At 72.8% G+C, this 20,508-nt stretch carries 14 protein-coding genes; 7 read left to right on the forward strand and 7 right to left on the reverse strand.

Translation table 11 applies throughout. The features are described 5' to 3' along the window. Window positions 1-64: 64 nt before the first annotated feature. The 3 genes from ACFXOA_RS23250 to ACFXOA_RS23260 form a co-directional block, all read right to left on the reverse strand. Window positions 65-772, reverse strand: a complete 708-nt coding sequence (locus ACFXOA_RS23250; protein ID WP_385031749.1) for a DUF4255 domain-containing protein — start codon at window positions 770-772, stop codon at window positions 65-67. Beyond that, window positions 769-3,960: a hypothetical protein gene (locus ACFXOA_RS23255; protein ID WP_385031752.1), complete on the reverse strand. Its 3,192-nt coding sequence runs from the start codon at window positions 3,958-3,960 to the stop codon at window positions 769-771. Before ACFXOA_RS23255 ends, ACFXOA_RS23250 begins: the two co-directional genes overlap by 4 nt. Window positions 3,961-4,096: 136 nt before the next feature. Next, window positions 4,097-4,747, reverse strand: coding sequence for a LuxR C-terminal-related transcriptional regulator (locus ACFXOA_RS23260; protein WP_385031810.1), 651 nt, complete (start codon window positions 4,745-4,747; stop codon window positions 4,097-4,099). 261 nt (window positions 4,748-5,008) lie between these two features. On the opposite strand from ACFXOA_RS23260, the gene ACFXOA_RS23265 reads away from it, so the two are divergent. Further along, the gene (locus ACFXOA_RS23265) at window positions 5,009-6,349 is read left to right on the forward strand and encodes a hydrolytic protein (RefSeq protein WP_385031755.1); all 1,341 of its coding nucleotides are present in this window, start codon (window positions 5,009-5,011) and stop codon (window positions 6,347-6,349) included. A gap of 257 nt (window positions 6,350-6,606) precedes the next feature. On the opposite strand, the gene ACFXOA_RS23270 is transcribed toward ACFXOA_RS23265, so the two are convergent. Then, a complete protein-coding gene (locus ACFXOA_RS23270) occupies window positions 6,607-6,936 on the reverse strand; it encodes a hypothetical protein (RefSeq protein WP_385031758.1) in 330 nt (109 codons plus the stop codon). 356 nt (window positions 6,937-7,292) lie between these two features. On the opposite strand from ACFXOA_RS23270, the gene ACFXOA_RS23275 reads away from it, so the two are divergent. Then, complete coding sequence (locus ACFXOA_RS23275; protein ID WP_385031762.1) at window positions 7,293-11,003, forward strand: S8 family serine peptidase; 3,711 nt, start codon at window positions 7,293-7,295, stop codon at window positions 11,001-11,003. Between the two features lie 236 nt (window positions 11,004-11,239). Further along, on the forward strand, window positions 11,240-12,958 hold the full coding sequence (locus tag ACFXOA_RS23280; protein ID WP_385031813.1) for a chloride channel protein: 1,719 nt from the start codon (window positions 11,240-11,242) through the stop codon (window positions 12,956-12,958). A 52-nt stretch (window positions 12,959-13,010) separates the two neighbouring features. Here ACFXOA_RS23280 and ACFXOA_RS23285 read toward each other — a convergent pair whose 3' ends face one another. Continuing rightward, window positions 13,011-13,541, reverse strand: coding sequence for a MarR family winged helix-turn-helix transcriptional regulator (locus ACFXOA_RS23285; RefSeq protein WP_385031765.1), 531 nt, complete (start codon window positions 13,539-13,541; stop codon window positions 13,011-13,013). Window positions 13,542-13,890: 349 nt separating this feature from the next. Here ACFXOA_RS23285 and ACFXOA_RS23290 point away from each other — a divergent pair, with 349 nt between their 5' ends. Together ACFXOA_RS23290 and ACFXOA_RS23295 are read left to right on the forward strand one after the other, a co-directional pair. Beyond that, window positions 13,891-14,397 carry a nitroreductase/quinone reductase family protein gene (locus ACFXOA_RS23290; RefSeq protein ID WP_385031768.1) on the forward strand — a complete coding sequence of 169 codons (507 nt, stop codon included), beginning with the start codon at window positions 13,891-13,893 and terminating at the stop codon, window positions 14,395-14,397. A 308-nt stretch (window positions 14,398-14,705) separates the two neighbouring features. Next, window positions 14,706-15,866: an alpha-hydroxy-acid oxidizing protein gene (locus tag ACFXOA_RS23295; RefSeq protein ID WP_385031771.1), complete on the forward strand. Its 1,161-nt coding sequence runs from the start codon at window positions 14,706-14,708 to the stop codon at window positions 15,864-15,866. Between the two features lie 127 nt (window positions 15,867-15,993). On the opposite strand, the gene ACFXOA_RS23300 is transcribed toward ACFXOA_RS23295, so the two are convergent. Next, the gene (locus ACFXOA_RS23300) at window positions 15,994-17,013 is read right to left on the reverse strand and encodes an aldo/keto reductase (protein WP_385031774.1); all 1,020 of its coding nucleotides are present in this window, start codon (window positions 17,011-17,013) and stop codon (window positions 15,994-15,996) included. 59 nt (window positions 17,014-17,072) lie between these two features. After that, complete coding sequence (locus ACFXOA_RS23305) at window positions 17,073-17,960, reverse strand: helix-turn-helix transcriptional regulator (RefSeq protein ID WP_385031777.1); 888 nt, start codon at window positions 17,958-17,960, stop codon at window positions 17,073-17,075. Between the two features lie 345 nt (window positions 17,961-18,305). Here ACFXOA_RS23305 and ACFXOA_RS23310 point away from each other — a divergent pair, with 345 nt between their 5' ends. Together ACFXOA_RS23310 and ACFXOA_RS23315 are read left to right on the forward strand one after the other, a co-directional pair. Continuing rightward, window positions 18,306-19,190, forward strand: coding sequence for an aldo/keto reductase (locus ACFXOA_RS23310; protein WP_385031780.1), 885 nt, complete (start codon window positions 18,306-18,308; stop codon window positions 19,188-19,190). Between the two features lie 230 nt (window positions 19,191-19,420). Further along, window positions 19,421-20,455 carry a zinc-binding dehydrogenase gene (locus tag ACFXOA_RS23315; RefSeq protein ID WP_385031783.1) on the forward strand — a complete coding sequence of 345 codons (1,035 nt, stop codon included), beginning with the start codon at window positions 19,421-19,423 and terminating at the stop codon, window positions 20,453-20,455. Window positions 20,456-20,508: the final 53 nt, after the last annotated feature.

Genomic DNA, 20,508 nt, shown 5'->3' on the forward strand with positions numbered 1-20,508 from the left:
GCACCGGTCTCCGGGCCTTCCGCGCGCTCGGTGCGGGCCTGAGCGAGGGGCTCGGCGGTCTGTGTCACGGCTGGCGGTCTCCTCTGCGACGGCGTCGGGACGGTGCGGGGCCCCGGTCGCGGGCGCCCGCGAAGCCCTCCGCCCCCGGGTCGCCCACCTCGGTGTAGCGGAGCCGTCGTCCGGGCACCGGTTCACCGTCGCCGTGGCGGGCCGCCGAGCGGACGACGAGCCCCTCGGTGACCGGTGGCGCCGCGGCGGTGGAGACACCGGCCAGCGGTGCCCGTACCCGTACGCACAGCGATGCCTTCAGCTCACCGCCGAGCGCGGACCACACGTCGGACGCGGCGGGCGCGTCCGGTCCGGACCCCGCGGTGTCCAGCCCGACGGTCAGGCCGAGTTCGGCGAGTGTGCCGGTGAGCAGCCGCGCGGGCAGGGTGTCGTGGGCGACCAGGCAGGTCAGCACCTGGGAGAGCAGCCGGTGTTCGTCCTGGGGCCGGCCGGCCCACGCGGTGACGAGGTAGGTGAGCTCGAACCAGCGCGGCGGGCTGCGCCGCGCGACCAGGTGTCCGTCCTCGTCGTGGACCTCTCCGGCGCCGCTGCCGCGCCGGGTGGCGTCCTCGCGGATGTCGTAGAGGAAGGCGCAGACCGTGGGGGCGCTGCGGCGGGCCGCCCAGTCACGGGTGGGGGCGTCGAGTACGACGTCGACGCCCGACGCCTCCAGGCCGGCCTCGCCGAGCAGCCGCCGCAGCCCTTCGTCGACTTCGTGGATCACCGGCGCACCACCTGGTCGGGCGGCTGCACCGTGCCGCTGACCACGAGGAAGTCGGTCCTCACCGGGGAGAAGCCCGGGCCCTTGGCGGTGATGACGCGCGGCCCGGTCTGATCCTTGGCGAGGATGAGCAGCTGGCCGGTGAACGTGCCGTTCCGCAGCGGCACGGTCGGCGCGGCGGCGGCGGTGATCCCCGGCTTCCAGGTGAACCTGACGGGCACTCCGGGCGGGAAGTCCTTGCCCCGCACCGAGGTGACGAAGCCGGGCTTGCCGATCGGGGGCACCGCCTCGATCCGGGGCTGGAGGACGCGGATCCGCTGCCGGGCGGAGTTGTCGCCGCGGTCGGCGTCGGTTCCGCTGGTGGTGAGGTCGCCGGTGACGGTGTCCGTCAGCGCCTTGCGTGGGGTGAGGACGACCCGTACGACGGTGCTCTCCCCCGGCTCCAGGTCGGGCAGCGCGCACGTCCAGGCCGCGTCACAGCCGGCCGGGGGCCCGCTGTTGGGGATGCCGCCGGGGAGGCCGAGGCGCAGCCGCAGCCCCGTCGCGAGGGCGTTGCGGCCGTTGCGCACGGTGTAGGTGACGACCACTCGGCCGCCGACGTAGCCGGGGTTGGGCTGCGCGGTGACGCGCACGCCGGGCCCGGCGTCGGGTCCGGCCGGCTCCGGCGGCACGGTGGCGGGCGGCGCCGGGGTGGGCGGGGCGGTGGTCGGCGGGGCGGGAGTGGGGCTGGGCGGTGTGGGCGTCGGACTGGGCGGGGGTTCGGCCGCCTCACGCACCGGTACGACGGTGCGGGCGGTGTTGTCGCCCGGCTGCGGGTCGAGGACCGTGCCGGTGACCGACCAGTCGACGGGTGCGTCGCCCGGGGTGACACCGGTGAGGGCGACGTCCACCGGCACGGTGGTGCCGGGTGGCACCACTCCCATGTCGCACTGGAGGGTGGCGGCGGCGCAGGTGCCGCCGGGCCAGGTCGCCCCGGTGACCTGGAGGCCTGGTGGCGGGACGATGGTGAGCGTCGTGCCGGGCGAGGCCGAGGGGCCGTGGTTGACGACGTCCACACGGACGGTGGTGGAGGTTCCGACGGTCAGCTCCGGTGTGGTGCCGGGCACGCCCACCCCGAGGTCCACGGACTGCCGCACGCTGGGTTCCTTCTGCCGGCCGGGCAGCCCGGTGGTGACGGGGCTGATGTCCCCGGTCCCGATGTCCAGCAGGCTCAGCTTCTCCGGGCTGTTGCCGGGCAGCGCGGCGCGGGAGCTGAACACCAGGCCTCTGCCGTCGGCGGTCCAGGCGGCGTCACGCGGCTGGAAGGGGCCCGTGCCGGAGGTGTCCGGCAGCTCCCGGCCGCAGGCCCCGGGAATACCAGGGGATGCGGGGAGCAGCACCCGGCAGTCGTCCCCGGAGACCGAGGTGAGGAGAATGCCGTTGCGTTCGTCGGTCAGGCCGCCGCCGTTCTTGCGGTTGAAGGCCACGGAGAGCCCGTCGGGGGAGAACGCCGGGCTGTCGTCGATGACTTCGCAGCTGCCCGGGCAGATCCTGTCACTGAGGTCGGTCTGGTCGGTCAGGTCGTCGGCGAGCGCGGTCCAGACGTGTTTGTTGCCGCCGCCCCCGTCTATGACGTGGTTGCGGGTGAAGGCCAGGGTGGTGCCGTCGGAGGACCAGGTGGGCTGGGCGTCCTGGCCCTGGAGCTGACCGGCCGGCGGGGTGATCTCTCCGGTGATCGCGCCGGTGGCGACCTCGGCGACGAGGATCTTGCTGGGGCCCGCGGCCTCACCGGTGCCGCCCGGGGAGGTGCGGGTGAAGGCGAGGTACCTGCCGTCCGGGGAGAAGGCGGGATCGGTGTCCCAGTCCTGTGTGCCCCGGTCGGCGAGCGGCAGGAGCTGCGGCTTCTCGGTGCCGTCGGCGTCGACCGTCCAGATGCGTTCGATGCGCCCGTCGGGGCCGTCCTCGAAGCGGGTCACGGCGATCCGCCGGCCGTCGGGCGTGTAGGTCTGCCGCTCGGTCCACGGGTCGTACTCGGCGTCCGGCTGGAAGAGCCGGTCCCTGGTGGTGTCGGTGTCGGCCTGCGGGTCCTCCTCGAGGATCTTCACCCCTAGGTCCCGTGGGTCGGCCCCGTCCGCGCGGGCGTCCTGCAGGGTCACCACGTGCGGTCGTTCGGCGGTCACCCGTTCCACCACGACCTCTCCGCCGTCGAGCGGCCCGAGCCAGGTGGGCGAGCCGACCTCCCGGTCCTCGTTCAGCACCAGTGAGGGCTCCTGGCCGGAGTGGGCGGTGGAGCGGAACACGTGGTCGTAGTCGCCCTCGCAGGTGCAGGTGGTCTCGGGGCTCAGGAAGACCAGACCGTCACCGTCGGGCAGCCAGGCCGCCGCGTGGATGCGCCACCCGGCGTACTCCCCTCCGAGCAGCGGCCCGCCCGTGCCGGTCTCCGCGTCGGTGTACCGCAGCCGGGGCAGGCCCTCGTCCGTCGCGGTGTAGGCGATGATGTCCCGGTTCTCGTCGTCGTCGACGGGGTTCCACGCCGGTTCGGTGGCCGTTCCGTTCTCCGGGTCGGTGACCCGGGTGGCGGCGCCACCGGCCAGTGGACGCACGTAGACCTGCTGTCCGGCGAGCGGGTCCGCGTCGCTCGAGTAGGCCAGACGCCTCCGGTCGAGAGGGTCGGGAGAGACCGTGGGCCACTGCTCGTCCGCCGGGGTGTCGGTGAGCCGGACGGGCTCGCCGCCGTCGGTGCCCACCATCCACAGGTCCCGCTGGCTTCCGCCGCCCGGCGCGGCTTCCGCCGCGTCGAACACCACGGACCCTCCGTCGGGCGTGAACCTCGGGTGGGCGGCGTCCATGCCGTCGGTGAGCTTGCGGACGGAACCGTCGGCCGCCCGCAGATAGACCTGCGGGGTCTTCTCGTCGCGGAGCGCCGTGAAGACCAACTGGTCGCCGAGGGCGGCCGGCTGGGTGTCGTAGTGGGCGGGCCCTTCACCGAACAGCGGTGCGCTGGTCTCGGTGGTGGTCACCAGGCCGAGGCTCCGGTGCCGTGTACCGGCGTACGCGACACGGGTGTCGGTGGCGGCCGCCGTCGGCCGGGTCCCGGTGCCACCGTCGTCCTGCCCGGCCGCCGCGGTGACCCCGACGAGCGGGACCATCAGCAGCAGCGCCGTGCCGAGTCTGCCCAGGCGGTACCGTCCGCCGAGGCCGGCTGTTCGCATCACGGTTCCCCTCACGGTGTGGTGCGGCACCGGGAGGTGCCCCCGCCACTGTGTCCCGGGCCCGGAGCGGGCGGCAGGGCCCGGGGGCCGTATCCGGGGGAAGCGCGCCGTGTGTTTTCGGGCAGCACCCGCTTCCTCAGAGGAGCCCGTTGCGGAGCGCGTATCCCACCGCGTGGGCACGGTTGCGCAGTTGCAGCCGGGTGATGATCTCGTGCAGGACGTTCTTGACCGTGCGTTCGGAGTAGGAGGTCTTGCGGGCTATCTCCGCCGTGTCCAGTCCTTCCGACACCAGACGCAGCATGTCCGCCTCGCGGGTGGTCAGGGTGGAGAGGGACACGCCACGCGGGTCGAGGGCGGCGCGCTGGAGGCTGCCGACGTGGGTGAGCAGCGTGCCCAGCAGGTCCCCCGGCAGCACCCCCTCTCCGTTCGCCAGGGCCATGACCAGGTGCAGCAGCCGGTCCGGGTCGGCCTCGGCGCGGCGCAGCACCGCGGCCACACCGCATTCGATGACACGGGGCAGGGCTCCCGGGCCGAGGGTGCCGACGACCAGGCCGGTGCGGGTGGCGGTGTTGTGCCGCAGCCGGTGCAGCAGGGCGGCCACCTCGTCGCCGACCTGGTCCACGACCACCAGGGACACCTGGGCCCGTTCGGCGTCCGGGTCGGCGAGCAGCTGGAGTTCGGGACGCTGGCGCAGTTGCTGGACGATCCCGGCGCGCAGCACGGGGTCGCCGGCGTACACGGCCACCGTCGCCCGTTCGGCCTGCCCCGGGGAGTGGGCGCGTTGCATGGGACGAGCCTGGGCGGGCACCCGTTCGGTGGTGGAGGGACTGCTTCCCTCGATGCAGGTCATTGACTGACACCTGTCTCGTGTTCGTGGGGGCGGTGCGGTTCGGATTCGATCACCGCGGTGGTGGCGCACGCGAAACGGCGCGCCGTAACCGCCCGTCCGCAAGGGCGAGTTGCTTTCGACCGGTCGGGCATCGCGACTGCCCGGACATTGCCCTCGCGTTCATCGCCCGGCTCGCGCGCGCGCTTCTACCGTGCTGGTGTGACCTCTTCTGCGATCCCTTCCGGACCCGGCGCGCCCGGTCTCGACATCCCGCCGGTGACGGTGACGCCGGGCGACTCCGGCACCACCACCGTGACGGTCCGTAACGACGGCGACATCGTCGAGGCGTACAGCCTGGAGGTCGTCGGCGAGTGCGCCCCCTGGAGCACCGTCGAGCCCGCGCGGGTCTCGCTGTATCCGGGTACGTCCGAGACGGTGACGATCCGTCTGGATCCGCCGCGCTCACCGGAGATCCGGGCCGGCGAGAAGCCGCTGGGCGTCCGGGTGCTGCCGACCGAGCACCCCGACGCGGTGCGCGTGCTCGAAACAACCGTGCACATAGGGGAGTTCAGAGAGCTCCAGGCCGAGCTGGCCCCGCGCCGCCGACGTGGCTGGCTGCGCGGCCGTTACCGGCTCGCGGTACGCAACCAGGGCAACACGCCCGTGGGCGTGGGTGTCACCGCCGGTCAGCAGGGCGAGGAGCTGACGTTCGCCTTCAAACCGGCGAGCCCGAAGCTGGAGCCTGGCGAATCCACCGAGATCGGGGTCCGCGTCCGCACGGGAAAGCCCGCGTGGCTGGGAGCCCCGGTGGTCTGGCCGTTCACCGTGGACGTGGCCGAGGCGCGCGAGGAGTCGGAGACCCCCGACGACGAGGGCGTCGTACCGGCGCGGCTGGACGCGGAGTTCGTCCAGATTCCCGTCTTCCCGCGGTGGCTGCTGGTACTGCTGGCAGCCCTGCTCGCACTGCTCCTGGCCTGGTTCGCGCTGGTGCGCCCGGCGGTGCGCAGCGCGGCCGAGGAAGCGGCGACCCAGGCGGTGCAGCCCCGCCCGACACCCCCTGCGGGACAGGGCGACGGGACCACACCGGGGACCGGCACCGGGGGTGCGGGCGACCAGCCCGGCGGGGGCCAGGAGCCCGGCGCGCAGGCCGGGCCGGACGGGGGCGGTACGACCGGTGGCGGGGGTGGCGGCACCGGAGGCGGCCAGCAGAGTTCCGCGACCATCGACCTGCAGACGGCCACCGGCGAGACGAAGACCGGCACCTACCAGGTCCCGAAGGGGACGGTCTTCGGTGTGACGGACCTCGTCGTCGCCAACTTCCAGGGCGACGAGGGCCTGTTGACGATCAGCTTCGGCGACCGGAAGGTCACCACGATCGCGCTGGAGACCTTCCGCAACCAGGACTACCACTGGGTGACCCCCATCAAGATCCCCGAGAACGAAACGGTGACGGTCGAAGTGACCTGCGAGAAGCCGGGCACCCCGGCGAACGGCCGACGCGCTGCCGGTTGCCATGAGGTCCTCAACGTGAGCGGCCTCCTCAGCCTCACCACGCGTTGACTCAAGCCTCACGCTCTCAGCCATTGTCGATCGAACTCGGCGACAACCGGAAGGATTTGATCTTGAACCGACCGGAAATCGATAACGCCGGGCTGAAAACCCGTCAGTAACGCTGATACGAGTCTCGTCGGGCTCATTACGCCGACGCGGCATGCCGGTGTCCTCCCACAGCCCGGCCGGTTAAATGTTGTGTGCGTGCACCGGCGTTCGCGCGTGCGTCAGGAGGCGGGAGTGACGCCTCGACGGTCGGCGGGCGCTCAGGTCCAGGTGACCGCCACCACAGCCGCGGCCGCCGTGAAGGTCCCCACGGAGTAGAACGCCCAAGGACGCCTGTCACGGAGACCGGCCAGCGCCGCGGCGGCCACCAGGACGTCCAGGGCCAGCTTCACCCCCATCTTCGCTCCGTCCACAGGGAGGTCCAGTGCGCTCCGGGTCCACACGAGTCCCGCGCCGGTGACCAGCTGGACGACCGCACTGGTCACCATGTAGCCGCCGGTGACCGGGTCCTTCCCCCGCAGCTGGTAGAAGATCCCGCCCAGGAGGGCGGCGAACCCGAAGAGATGGAAGACGAGAAACACGTACTCCATGACAGTGATCCTTCCGAATGGACGGGCCCGGCTGACAGGAACCGGGCAGCTCACGTGGAGGCGACCGGGCTTCGGCCACCGGCCCGGCAGCCGGCCGAGGACTCCGGCGGAGACACGGCACGGGGGCGGGCCACCGGCTCCGGTCCGGCGCTTCCGGAACCAGACCGGGCAGCGGCTCCGTTCCTGACAGCCGCGGCCCGCGAGTCGACGAGAGCTGCGTCACACTCCGTCCGCACAGCCCGCGTCGACCTGCCGCCTCTTCAACTCGACTTCACGAGTGACGAGTTGGCGTCATGACGCAGGGTCGCCAGCCGAGAGTGATGCGCGGCGCCGGGGAGTGCGAGTAGATCCTTCGCATGACTCCACGACCAAGACGCGGAGCGCTGCCCGCCGCCACCGCGGCTCTCGCGCTCGTGCTCGGCGGCGGACTGCTGCTCCCCGCCCCGGCCTCAGCGGCCGACGACACCCCCACGACCCCGGCGTCGCCCGGGTATCCGGCCTACGACATCACCCTCGTCACCGGCGACCAGGTCCACTACACCGATCTGCCCGGCACCCAGGACGACATCACCGTGGACCCCGCCCCGGGCGCGCACGGTGGCGTGCAGGTGCAGACGTACGGCGAGAACACCTACGTCATCCCGGCCGAGGCGGCGCCCCTGATCGCCGCCGACAAGCTCGACCCCGAACTGTTCGACGTCACCCAGCTGGTCGCGATGGGCTACGACGACGCCCGTTCCGGCGGCATACCCGTGATCGCCACCGCGCCGCGCGCCGGTGACGCCGAGGCGCCGGCCGCTCCGCGGGGCGCGGCGCGCGTGCGCACGCTGGACAGCATCGCGGCCACGGCCATGAAGGCCGAGGCCGGGAAGGCCCGTGCCTTCTGGAAGGACATCGCCCCCTCTCCCCGCCCGCGCGCCTTCGACAGCTCGGCGGGCATCGGCAAGCTCTGGCTCGACGGCAAGGCCGAGGCCGCCCTCAGCGAGTCGGTCCCCCAGGTACGCGCCCCCGAGGCCTGGGCCGCGGGGTACGACGGCACCGGCGTCAAGGTAGCCGTACTCGACACCGGCATCGACGCCACACACCCCGACCTCACCGACGTGATCGCGGCGGAGAAGAGCTTCGTCCCCGGTGAGAGCACAGACGACGGGCACGGCCACGGCACCCACGTCGCCTCCACGATCGCCGGTTCCGGCGCAGCGTCCGGCGGCGCGAAGAAGGGCGTCGCACCGGGCGCCGAACTGTACATCGGCAAGGTGCTCTCCAACGCGGGTGACGGCACCGAGTCCGGCGTCATCGCGGGCATGGAGTGGGCCGCGGAGCAGGGCGTCGACATCGTGTCGATGAGCATCGGCACCGGCGGGGCGTCCGACGGCAGGGACCCGGTCTCCGCCGCGGTGGACAGGCTCTCGGCGGACGGCGGCCCGCTGTTCGTGATCGCCGCGGGCAACAACGGCGTGGCCGGGTCGATCGGTTCACCGGGCGCGGCGCCCTCCGCCCTGACCGTGGGCGCGGTGACCAAGACCGACGTACGGGCCGGCTACTCCAGCCAGGGCCCGGTTCCCGGCACCCTCGGGCTCAAGCCGGACATCGCCGCACCTGGCTCCTCGATCAGCGCGGCCGCCGCACACCCCGCTCCCGGCGCCTCGCCCTACGTGTCGATGAGCGGCACCTCGATGGCCACCCCGCACGTGGCGGGCGGCGCCGCGATCCTCCGCCAGGTCCACCCCGGCTGGGACGCCGCGCGGATCAAGAACGCGCTCATGACCAGTTCGAAGAAGCTGCCCGCGTACACGCCCCTCCAGCTGGGCACCGGCCGCCTCGACGTGGCCGCCGCGATGACCACCACCATCGAGGCCCCCGGCTCCGTACCGACGGCCACGTTCCGGTGGCCGAACGCGAACGCCGCACCGGCCGAACGCACCGTCACCTACCGCAACACCGGTGACGCCGCCGTCACCCTGGACCTGGCCCTGGACACCCAGGACGCGGGCTACTCGCTGTCCGCCTCCTCGGTCAGCGTCCCCGCCGGCGGCTCCGCGGACGTGACCCTGCGTCTCGACCCGGTGAACCTGCCCGCCGAGAAGGCGGTCTCGGGACAGGTGACCGCCACCGACCGGGCCACCGGAAAGCTCGCCGCTCACACCGGCTTCGCCCTGTACAAGGAGCCCGAGCGCTACGACTACACGGTCGAGCTGACCGGCCGGGACGGCAAGCCCGCCGACGGCACGGTGGCCCTGACCTATCCGGGCCTGTCGAGCCCGGGCCTCTTCTCGGTCTACGGGAAGACCACGCTGCGGCTGCCCCCGCGCACGTACACCGCCTTCAGCTTCCTGGACGTCGCCGGCGACAAGCCCGACGAGACCGGCACCGCCATGCTGACCGCCCCGGACGTCGTGCTCGGCGAGGGCGGCGCGACGGTACACCTCGACGCCTCGGCCACGCACCGGGTCTCCGTGGCCACCCCGCTGAAGACGGAGAACGACCAGACCGTCGTCCAGTACCGCCGCGGCGGCGCCGGCGGCGGGATCGGCTCGGCCTTCGTCATGGACCGTTCCTACGACGCCCTTTACGTGCAGCCGGTCAAGGCGGCGCCGGGCGGCACCCAGGACCTCCTGGTGCACTGGCGGCAACGGGAGAAGGCCCTCGACGCGCGAACCGGCGCCGGCCGCGAGATCCAGCTGACCAGCCAGCCCGGCACCGCCCACCACGACGGGCTCAAGGTCCTGCGGACGGTGTACGCGGGCAAGGGCGCTCCCGCCGACTACGCGCGGCTGGACGCCAAGGGCAGGGCGGTGATCGTCGAACGCGGCGGGACCGGACCGGACGAGCGCGCGAAGGCGGCGGCCGCCGCGGGCGCCGCCATGCTGATCACCGTCAACGACACGGGCGGCCGCCTGTACGAGACGTACGCCGACGCCCACGGCCTCACCCTGGCCGGCGTCCGGCAGTCGGACGGCGAGCGGCTGATACGCGAGGCGAAGACCCGGCTCGGCGTCCTGTGGGTCACCCAGGAGCGCTACCCCGACTACCAGTACGACCTGACGCTGTACCAGAAGGGCTCGATCCCCGACCACGATCTCGTCCACCGGCCCGCAGATCGCGAACTGGCCGTCAAGAACGTCCGTTTCCACGCCCCGTGGAAGCGCGGAACGGCCCCCGAGGGTGTCGGCCGTCGCGTCGTCGCCCCTGCCTGGGGCCAGGGCGTGGGCGGCCTCCAGGAGGAGGCCTACCCGGGGACCCGCACCGACTACCTCACCCCCTTGCCCGCGGAGGCCGGCAAGTGGCACGAGGAGCACCGGATCAAGCTGGCCGGCGCCACCAGCACCGACAACATGATCGAGTACCGCGTCGACAGCGGCTACCGGGCGGGCGAGCGCCACACCGACGACTGGTTCCGACCGGTCATCGCCACCCACTTCGGCACCGGCACCTGGGTGCCGGGACGCACGAGCAACGGCATCTCCTGGAACCTTCCGCCCTGGACCGGGGCGGCGGAGGGCCACTCGTCGATCTCCGTCGTGCGTGGGCGGGAGAGCGTCGAACTCCGGCAGGGCGACACCCTGCTGGCCAAGGCCGGGGGCGCCTCGGGGGCCTACAACGGCCTGCCCGCGCAGGAGCAGGCCTACAGTCTGACACTCGACGCCGACCGGACCGGTGACGGCAGATGGGACAAGTCGACGCGTACACACACCCGTTGGGACTTCCGCTCCACGGCACCGAAGCCCGGGACCCCGAGGACGGACCTCCCGCTGCTGGACGTGCGTCACCAGGTGGACACCGACCTGTACGGAGACGTCCGGGCGGGCGGGAAGGTGACCCTGGATCTTTCCTGCACCGCTTACGGGACCGGGGCGGCGGCCACATCGGCCACCCTGCAGGTGTCCTACGACGAAGGCGCCACCTGGCAGCCGGCGGCGCTCACCAGGCGCGGCGACGGCCGCTGGACGGCCACGCTGCGCACCCCGCGCACCCACGGCGGCTCGGTCTCCCTGCGTACGGCCGCGCAGGGGCCTGACGGCCTCGCCGTCAGCCAGGACGTGATCAGGGCGTTCGGCCTCACGTAGCCGTCGGCCGGACCCCCTCACGGGGCGAGCGGCTGCCGCCGGACCCCGGCGGCAGCCGCCTCTTCGCGCCACACCGAGCCGCGCGCCGCCGTCGGACGGGTTCGCCCCGGTTCATCCCGACTGTCTTCCCCGGCACTTATTTTGCATAATGCAAAAATGAGGAAGGGAAAGCAGTGAGCGGCACACACGACAGCAGGCGCGCGGCACGGGAGCACCTGATCGACCGGGGGCCCGTGATGGCACTGGCGATCCTCGTCGGGGCGGGGGCGGGGCTCGGCTCCATCGTGTTCCGCTGGTGCATCCAGTCGTTCACCCGCCTGTTCTCCGGCCATGCGGACTACGCGGCCTCCCCCGGCGACGCCAACCCCCACCTGCCATGGCTCGGCCCCTTCTTCGTACTGGTCGCACCGGTGGTCGCGGGCCTTCTCTACGGCCCCCTGGTCAACCGGTTCGCCAAGGAGGCGCGCGGACACGGCGTGCCGGAGGTGATGCTGGCGGTCGCCCAGCGCGGCGGCCGGATCAGCCCCGAGGTGGCCGTCGTCAAGACGCTCGCCTCGGCCCTCACCATCGGTTCGGGCGGCTCGGTGGGTCGCGAGGGGCCGATCGTGCAGATCGGTTCCGCGCTCGGCTCGACGCTCGGCCGCAGCGCGAAGGTGACCGAGCAGCGGATGAAGCTGCTGGTCGCGTGCGGAGCGGCCGGTGGCATCGCCGCCACGTTCAACGCACCTCTGGCCGGCGTGTTCTTCGCGATGGAGCTCATCCTGTCGGCGTTCAGCGTGGAGGCGTTCGGCGCGACCGTGCTGGCCAGCGTCACCGCGAGCGTGATCGGACGGGCCGCGTTCGGCGACGTCGCCTTCCTGAGCCTGCCCGACTTCCACGTGCAGCACCTGAGCCAGTACGCCCTGTTCGCCGCACTCGGCCTGGTGGCCGGCGCGGTGGGCGTGGGATTCTCACGCGTCCTCTACGCGATCGAGGACGCCTGCGACTGGATCTGGCGCGGCCCGGAGTGGCTTCGCCCGGCGGCCGGCGGCCTGGCTCTCGGCCTGGTCCTGCTCGCGCTCCCGCAGATGTACGGCGTGGGTTACCCGGTCCTGGAGAAGGCGGCCGAGGGCCGGTACGCGATCGGCTTCCTGCTGATCCTTCTCGCCGGGAAGATGATCGCCACGAGCCTGACCATCGGGATCGGCGGCTCCGGCGGCGTCTTCGCCCCCAGCCTGTTCATCGGCGCCATGCTGGGCGCGGCGTACGGAGCCGTCGCACACGAACTGCTCCCCGGATCGGCCGGCGCGGTCGGCGCGTACGCCCTGGTCGGCATGGGCGCGGTCTTCGCGGGCGCGGCCCGGGCACCCATCACCGCGGTCGTGATCCTCTTCGAGCTGACCGGCGAGTACTCCATCATCCTGCCCCTCATGCTCGCGATCGTGCTGGCCACGGCCACCAGCCGCCTGCTGGCGCGGGACACGGTCTACACACTGAAGCTGCGCCGTCGCGGCATCGACCTCACCGGCCCGGCCCCCGGCGCACCCCTCGGCACCCAGCCGGTCTCTTCCGTGATGGAGCCCCTGCCGTCCCCGCTGCACGCCACCGCGTCCCTGGGCGACGCCGCGGCGCTGCTCAGCCTGTCCGGGCACGGCGCCCTGCCGGTCGTCGGTGCCGACGGCGGCTACCTGGGGGTGGTGACCGCGCGGGCGGTGGCAGAGGCCATGGCCGAGCAGCCGGACGCGGCGCCCGCCGAGACGGGCGACCTCGTCGAGCAGCCACCCCGTGTCACCTCCGACGAGCAACTGGCCACCGCCCTCCACGCGCTGGTGGCATCCGCGGGCACCGGGCTGCCCGTCCTGACCCCGGACAGGGACCGGCCGGTCGGCTGGCTCAGCCACCAGAGCGCCCTGCGCGCCATCCAGGCCTCGGGCCGGGCGCCCGCTCCCGGCCTCGTACCCGCCGCTCAGCCCTGAGGCGGCGAAGTGCGCCGGCCGAGGAGGGGAACGGGGTGCGAGGTCCGGCCGCTCACCCCTGAGCCGACGGATCGGTCCAGCCCAGCGGGTGGAGTCCGGCGTCGTCCTCCAGCAGCGTGGCCGACGGCTCCCCACCCGCCTCGTTGAAGTCGGTGAGCGCCGCGATCAGAGCGGTACGCCGGCCGGGGGCAAGGCGTTCGACGATCGCCGCGATCTCCTCCCTGCGGCGCGCGGTGACGTCCTCGACGGTGCGCCTGCCCTCGTCGGTGAGCCGCAGCAGCGTCTCGCGGCGGTTGCCCGGGTTGGTCTGCCGGTCCGCGAGCCCGGCGGCGATCAGCCGGTCGACCATGCGCATCGCCGTCGACGGGGCCACCCCGAGGAGCTCGGCCAGCGCAACCAGCTTCATGTCGCCACGCGTGGAGAGCACGACCAGCATCCGGAACTGGGGCAGGGTGACCCGGTCCTCGACCTCGGCCAGCGAGCGCGCCGACACCGCGACCAGCACACGCGACGCCGTCAGTACCGCGCGCGTCACCGCGTCCACATCGTCCATGCGCTCCACCGGAGCCACCTTCCTCGGCATGGGACCTTTCTACCGTGTGGCCGGTCCGGCTCCTCCGCCGCGTGCGGCGGCACCCGGACGCGGCCCGCGACAGGGCGGAGCGGGAGGGGCGTCGCCGCAGGGGCCGGCCCCCGACGGGGAGACGCACGGCGACGCCTCCGGCCCGCGACGGGGCAGACGCCGCGGAGGGGCAACCGGTCGGTTCCTGGGCGCCGACGGGCAGGGCCACTCCCGGGGCCGCGATGCCGGGGCGGCGAGGCAGGCGCCCACCCACCCCTTCTTTAGACTGTGCAAACATTGCACTGACTAATTGATGAACATCTACAGCTGTCACTCGATCGAGTCTCAGCGCGCCCGAGGAGGCGACGCGATGATGTCGGCAGATCCGGCCCGGAACCGCCGCGAGCCACCGCACGGCTCCCGGCAGTGCCTCACCCGGCTCCCACCGGCACTGTTCCGGGCGGGACTCGGGCCTCTCTTCGGCAGGCGGGTACTCCTGCTGCACGAGGGCGCCCGAGGGGACGAACCCGGCCGGCGGGTGGTACTCGACGTCATCGAACACGACCCGGACGAGGGGCACTGGACCGTCGCCTCCCCCTCCGGCCCCGAGGCGACCTGGTACCGGGACATCCGCGCGACCCCCAAGACCACGATCCAGGCCGGCAACCACCACATCGCCGTCACCGCGCACTTCCCCGAGCCGGACGAGGGCGGCGAGATCATGGCCCGCCACGCGGCTGCGCACCCCCGTGCCGCCCGCCGCCTGTGCGCCCTCGGGGGCTTCGACGCCGACGGCAGCACCCACGGCTACCGGCTCATCGGCGGCCTGATCCCGTTCGTCCGGCTCGTCGCGGAGCCCGTCCGGCGACTGCCCTGAATCCGGGACGGCGCGTGACGCGGCCTCCGTGGACGGAACACCTGGGCCGGTGGCGGCCGGTCGCCACATGGCGACCGGTGCGCGGCCGCCCCGGCTTCCGCCGGCCGCCACGGGCCGCGGAGCGTCCGTCCGTTCGGTCCCGCGTTCCGCCGGTGACGACGGAGCCCGGCCGCCTCCCGGGACGGAACTCACGGCCGGGGGGATGCGCACCACGGCACGGGAGTGCGATCGTGCCGCGTGGACGACGAGGCAGGCCGGCGCCGCCGGAGACGACGAGGCGGCGCCGGCGATCGGCAGGAGAGGTGCGGATGAGCTCGCAGTACGGCGACTACCAGATGGAGATCTACCTCGACGGTCTGCGCGGGGTGACACCCTCGCTGCCGATGGACTACGCGGGATGGGAGGAACGCGCCCGCGCCGCCCTCAGCCCATCGGTGTGGTCCTACGTCGCCGGCGGCGCCGGTGACGAGCACACCCAGCGGGAGAACGCCCGCGTCTTCGAACGGTACGGCCTGATGCCCCGCATGATGGTCGGCGCGACCCGGCGCGACCTCTCCGTGGACCTGTTCGGGCTGAGTCTCCCCTCCCCGCTGTTCATGGCTCCTGTCGGCGTGGTCGGGCTGTGCGCGCAGGACGGCCACGGGGATCTCGCCACCGCGCGGGCCGCGGCACGCACCGGCGTGCCGATGGTGGCCTCCACCCTGTCCGTGGACCCCATGGAGGACGTCGCCGCCGAGTTCGGGGGCACGCCGGGCTTCTTCCAGCTGTACACGCCGACCGACCGCGACCTCGCCGCGTCGCTCGTCGCACGGGCCGAGGCCGCCGGCTTCAAGGGCGTCGTCGTCACCCTGGACACCTGGGTGACGGGCTGGCGCCCGCGCGACCTGTCGACGTCCAACTTCCCGCAGCTGCGCGGCCACTGCCTGGCGAACTACACCTCCGACCCGCGCTTCGAGACCCTGGTGTCCACCGGTACCAAGGACGTCGTCAGCACCTTCGCCGGGGTCTTCGGCAACCCGCTCACCTGGGACGACCTGCCCTGGCTGCGCTCCCTGACGGACCTGCCGCTGATCCTCAAGGGCATCTGCCACCCGGAGGACGTACGCCGGGCCAAGGACGGAGGCGTGGACGGCGTCTACTGCTCGACCCACGGCGGCCGCCAGGCCAACGGCGGACTCACCTCCCTGGAGGCGCTGCCCGGCGTCGTCGAGGCCGCGGACGGACTGCCGGTGCTCTTCGACTCCGGGATCCGCTCCGGCGCGGACATCGTCAAGGCTCTCGCCCTCGGCGCGACCGCGGTGGGTGTGGGGCGCCCCTACGTCTACGGGCTCGCGCTCGGCGGCGAGGACGGCCTCGTACACGTCCTCCGCTCGCTGCTCGCCGAGACGGACCTCATCATGGCCGTCGACGGCTACCCGGGCCTCGCCGACCTCACCCCGCGGTCGCTCGTCACACGGCCCGGGATGTGACCTGGGGAGGGTTTCCCGGTGCGTCCGGCGGGCGGACGGGGTGACGGACGCGTCCGGGGGGCCGCGGGTCGCGGCACCCCGGCCGGCTCACCGTGGGCGCGGGCGCGTCCACGGTGAGCCGGCCGAGTCAGCGGCGTCGCTGGTCCGCCCGCAGTTCGAAGTCGCCGTAGCTGTTGTCGACCGGGTTGACCGTGACCCCGGGGGCGACGATCTCGTCGACGGCGTCGAGCACATCGGCGGACAGCGTGACGTCCGCGGCGGGCAGGAACGCCTCCAGCTGCTCCATGGTGCGCGGCCCGATGATCGCGGAGGTGACACCGGGGTGGTTGATCACGAACGCTACGGCCAGCTCGATCAGGGAGAGTCCGGCCTTCTCGGCCAGTACGGCGAGCTGTTCGACCGCGTCGAGCTTGCGCAGGTTGGCCGGGGTGTTCATGTCGAACCGGGCCTGAGGCCGGGCAGCGGAGGCCGGGCCCCCGGTGGCGTCCTTGCGGTACCGGCCCGACAGCCAGCCGCCGGAGAGCGGGCTGTAGGTGAGGGTGCCCATGCCGTGGCGCCGCACGGTGGGCAGGACGTCCTCCTCGATGCCGCGCACGAGGATCGAGTACGGCGGCTGCTCGGTCACGAACCGTTCCAGATTCCGGTCCCGGGATGTCCACTGGGCCTCGGCGATCTGCGAGCCGGAGTACGAGGAGGAGCCGATGTAGCGCACCTTGCCCTGACGCACGAGGTCGGTGAGCGCGCCGAGGGTCTCGGACACGTCCGTGTCGGGGCTCGGGCGGTGGACCTGGTAGAGGTCGATGTGGTCGGTGTCCAGGCGTCGGAGGGAGTCCTCGACGGCCCGCATGATCCAGCGGCGTGAACCGCCACGCCGGTTGGGGTCGTCCTGGTCCATCGGCATGAAGAACTTCGTCGCCAGGAAGACGTCGTCGCGGCGCCCCCGGAGCGCCTTGCCGACGATCTCCTCCGAGACACCGGCGGAGTACACGTCGGCGGTGTCGACGAAGTTGACGCCGGCGTCCAGGGCGCGGTGGATGATGCGGACCGAGTCCGCCTCGTCCTCGTTGCCCCAGGGGCCGAACATCATCGCGCCCAGGGCCAGGGGGCTGACCTGTACGCCGGTGCGGCCGAGCGGTCGGTACTGCATGAAGCTGTTCTCCCTCGGGATGCTGTGCTGTGAGCTCGGAATGCCGTGCTGTGAGGTGGTCAGTCGTCCGCCGTGCGGGCCCCGGCCCCGGCACCCTCCCAGCTCGCCAGGAGGCGCAGTGCCTCCCACTCCGGCGAGTCCGGTTCAGGGGTGTAGAAGTTCAGGCGCAGGCCGGGATCGGCCGGCAGGTCCATGGCCTCGTAGGGAAGCGCGAGATCGCCGACGAGTGGGTGATGGAGGTTCTTGACGCCGGAACGGTGGAACTTGACGTCGTGGCGGGCCCAGCGGCGGGTGAAGTCGTCACTGCGTGTGATCAGCTCGCCGATCAGATCGGTCAGGGCCTTGTCGTGCGGCGAGCGGCCCGACTCGGTGCGCAGGAAGGCGACGGCGTCGTTCGCCCCTCTGTCCCAGTCCGCCCAGAACTCCTTGCTCGCCGGGTCCAGGAACATGAAGCGGGCGCTGTTGACCGGCCCGCGCTGAGCGAACAGCGGTGAGTCGTACACCGGTGCGTACAGGGCCCTGCCCAGGGTGTTGGCGGCCAGGATATCGAAGCGGGCGTTGCGCACGTAGGCGGGCACGTCGGTCATGGAGTCCAGGAGCCGCATGATCGTCGGCCGCACCCGTGACGAGGCGGACGCGGGCCGCCGTCCGGACGGTGTCGCCGCGCGGGCCAGGTCGTACAGGTGGGTGCGCTCGGCCTCGTCGAGTTGCAGGGCGTGCGCGAGCGCTTCGAGCACCGAGTCCGAGGCGCCGGAGAGATTGCCGCGCTCGAGACGGATGTAGTAGTCGACGCTCATGCCGGCCAGGAGGGCCACCTCCTCCCGGCGCAGCCCCGCCACTCGGCGCTGCCTGCCGCCGTGGACCGGCAGCCCGGCCTCCTGCGGGGTGAGCCGGGCACGCCGGGTGCTCAGGAACTCGCGCGCCTCGGCCGCCACGTCCTTCCTCATGCCGCCGGCCGTATCCGGAGCAGGGCTGGGCCGCCCGTACGCCCGGGCCACCGGGCTGTTCCTGACATCTGGAGCCCCTTCACGGCGGCCTCCTCTCGATCCGTCCACGGCCGTGCCGACCCCTCCACGGTAGGTCTGCCCGGGTGGACCTGCGAGGTACTGCTGGTACCTGGAAGAGCGGTGACTCCCACCACCCCGCCGGTGTGGCGTTACCTGGGAGGGGCCGGAGACGGACGAGACCCGGGCGCGGCCGGGACCGGACCCGCCACCCGGCCGCCCCGGGCCCCGTGCAACCCGTGCAACCCGTGCAACCCGTAAGGCTCCGCACAAGGAAAGGCCCCTGTGATGCAGACCCTCACCCTCAACAACGGCGTCGAGATGCCCGCTCTCGGACTCGGTGTCTTCCAGACCCCGCCCGACGAGACCCGCGCCGCCGTCACCGCCGCCCTCGAACTCGGCTACCGGCACATCGACACGGCCGCCGCCTACGGCAACGAACGCGAGGTCGGCCAGGCGCTCCGCGACTCGGGCGTGCCGCGTGAGGAGGTCTTCGTCGAGACCAAGATCTGGATCAGCGACTACGGCTACGACGAGACCCTGCACGGCTTCGAGAAGAGCGCCGCCAAACTCGGGGTGGACCGGATCGACCTGCTCATCCTGCACCAGGCCCTTCCGTCCGACTTCGACAGGACGCTCGCCGCCTACCGGGCCCTGGAGAAGCTCCTGGCCGACGGCAAGGTCCGCGCCATCGGCGTCAGCAACTTCATGGTCGACCACCTGACCGCCCTGCTCGACGCCACCACGGTCGTCCCCGCCGTCAACCAGCTGGAGATCCACCCGTACTTCCAGCAGCGCGACGTCCTCGGCTTCGACGACCGCCACGGAATCCTCGACCAGGCGTGGTCGCCGATCGGCGGCATCACCTTCTACCCGGGCTACGGCGAGCACCGCAGGAGCGTCCTGGAGGACGAGGCCGTCACCCGGATCGCCGAGGCGCACGGCAAGAGCCCGGCCCAGGTACTCCTGCGCTGGGGGCTCCAGCAAGGCCGTTCGGTCATCCCCAAGTCGACCAAGCGGCACCGCATCGCCGAGAACATCGACGTCTTCGACTTCGACCTCGGCGCCGAGGAGCTGAAGGCCCTGGACGCCCTGGAGACCGGCCGCCGCGGCGGCCCCGAGCCCGAGGCCGTCACCCTCGCCGACTTCGGCCGTGCCATCCCCGAGGCCTGACGTACAGGGCCGGGTGACGCCGGCGGGGTCCGCGCCGGCGTCACCCTGCGCGGCGCGGACTACCCCGGCGAGTACGCCGGAGTGGACGCCGCCCACCGGGAGGAGCACGGCGGTGCACCGGCACCGTCGAACGCGTACCGACCGAGCGGGCCCGCGCCTCCGCCCTTCGCCTCGAACCCCCTGGACCAACCCCCCGCACCCCCGCCCGACGTCTCCGAGGAGCACCACCCGTGCGAGCCACCCTGATGTACGCCGCCCACGACGTCCGCGTCGAGGACGTCGCCGACCCGAAGATCCAGCAGCCCACCGACGCGGTGGTGCGGATCCTGCTGTCCTGTGTGTGCGGCAGCGACCTGTGGCCCTACAAGTCGCTGGAGCACACCGACACGCCCCGCCACATGGGGCACGAGTTCCTCGGCGTCGTCGAGGAGACCGGCACGGACGTGCGCACCCTGAAGGCCGGGGACGTGGTCGTCGCCCCGTTCGTCTGGGCCGACAACACCTGTGCCTACTGCCGCGAGGGGCTGCAGACGTCCTGCCCGCACGGCGGGCAGTGGGGTGTCGACGGCGTGGACGGCGGACAGGGCCAGGCAGCCCGCGTCCCGTTCGCCGACGGCACGCTGGTGAGGCTGCCCGTCGCGGAGGACTCCGCCCTGCTGCCGGACCTGCTCACTCTCTCCGACGTCCTGTGCACCGGCTACCACGCGGCTCGCACCGCCGGCGTCGGCCGCGGTGACAGCGTCACGGTCATCGGGGACGGCGCGGTCGGCCTGTCCGCCGTGATCTCCGCCAGGCTTCTCGGCGCCGAGCAGATCGTCCTCATGGGCCGCCACCGGTCCCGTACCGACCTCGGCCGGGAGTTCGGCGCCACCGACGTCGTCGCCGAACGCGGCGACGAGGGCGTCGCCCGGATCCGGGAGCTGACCGGTGGCCAGGGCACCCGCAAGGTCCTGGAATGCGTGGGGCTGAAGGACGCGCTCGTGCAGGGCTTCGGCGTGGTCCGCGACGGCGGGACCGTCAGCCGGGTGGGCGCGCCGCAGTTCACCGATGTGCCCTTCGGCTTCGGTGATTTCATGCGCAACATCACCCTCACCGGCGGTGTCGCCCCGGCACGCGCGTACATCGAGGAACTGATGCCCCACGTCCTCGACGGCTCGATCCGGCCCGGCCGCGTCTTCGACCGCACCGTCTCACTGGAGGACATCGCCGACGGCTACCGGGCCATGAACGACCGCGAGGCCCTGAAGACGCTGGTGCGCCCGTAGTCGCTCATGACAGCCTGCGGAATCCGTCGCCCCCGGCCCGGCTCGGGACCGGG

Origin of the sequence: Streptomyces sp. NPDC059166 (assembly GCF_042755185.1) — a bacterium.
In the GTDB taxonomy this organism is placed as follows: Bacteria; Actinomycetota; Actinomycetes; order Streptomycetales; family Streptomycetaceae; genus Streptomyces.

What these genes read in the sequence shown, in the direction of transcription:
- ACFXOA_RS23275 (WP_385031762.1), top strand. Translation starts at nt 7,293, where the DNA reads ATGACTCCACGACCAAGACGCGGAGCGCTGCCCGCCGCCACCGCGGCT.
- ACFXOA_RS23280 (WP_385031813.1), top strand. Translation starts at nt 11,240, where the DNA reads ATGGCACTGGCGATCCTCGTCGGGGCGGGGGCGGGGCTCGGCTCCATC.
- ACFXOA_RS23260 (WP_385031810.1), bottom strand. Translation starts at nt 4,747, where the DNA reads ATGCAACGCGCCCACTCCCCGGGGCAGGCCGAACGGGCGACGGTGGCC.
- ACFXOA_RS23290 (WP_385031768.1), top strand. Translation starts at nt 13,891, where the DNA reads ATGATGTCGGCAGATCCGGCCCGGAACCGCCGCGAGCCACCGCACGGC.
- ACFXOA_RS23305 (WP_385031777.1), bottom strand. Translation starts at nt 17,960, where the DNA reads ATGAGGAAGGACGTGGCGGCCGAGGCGCGCGAGTTCCTGAGCACCCGG.
- ACFXOA_RS23310 (WP_385031780.1), top strand. Translation starts at nt 18,306, where the DNA reads ATGCAGACCCTCACCCTCAACAACGGCGTCGAGATGCCCGCTCTCGGA.
- ACFXOA_RS23270 (WP_385031758.1), bottom strand. Translation starts at nt 6,936, where the DNA reads ATGGAGTACGTGTTTCTCGTCTTCCATCTCTTCGGGTTCGCCGCCCTC.
- ACFXOA_RS23300 (WP_385031774.1), bottom strand. Translation starts at nt 17,013, where the DNA reads ATGCAGTACCGACCGCTCGGCCGCACCGGCGTACAGGTCAGCCCCCTG.
- ACFXOA_RS23285 (WP_385031765.1), bottom strand. Translation starts at nt 13,541, where the DNA reads ATGCCGAGGAAGGTGGCTCCGGTGGAGCGCATGGACGATGTGGACGCG.
- ACFXOA_RS23295 (WP_385031771.1), top strand. Translation starts at nt 14,706, where the DNA reads ATGAGCTCGCAGTACGGCGACTACCAGATGGAGATCTACCTCGACGGT.
- ACFXOA_RS23255 (WP_385031752.1), bottom strand. Translation starts at nt 3,960, where the DNA reads ATGCGAACAGCCGGCCTCGGCGGACGGTACCGCCTGGGCAGACTCGGC.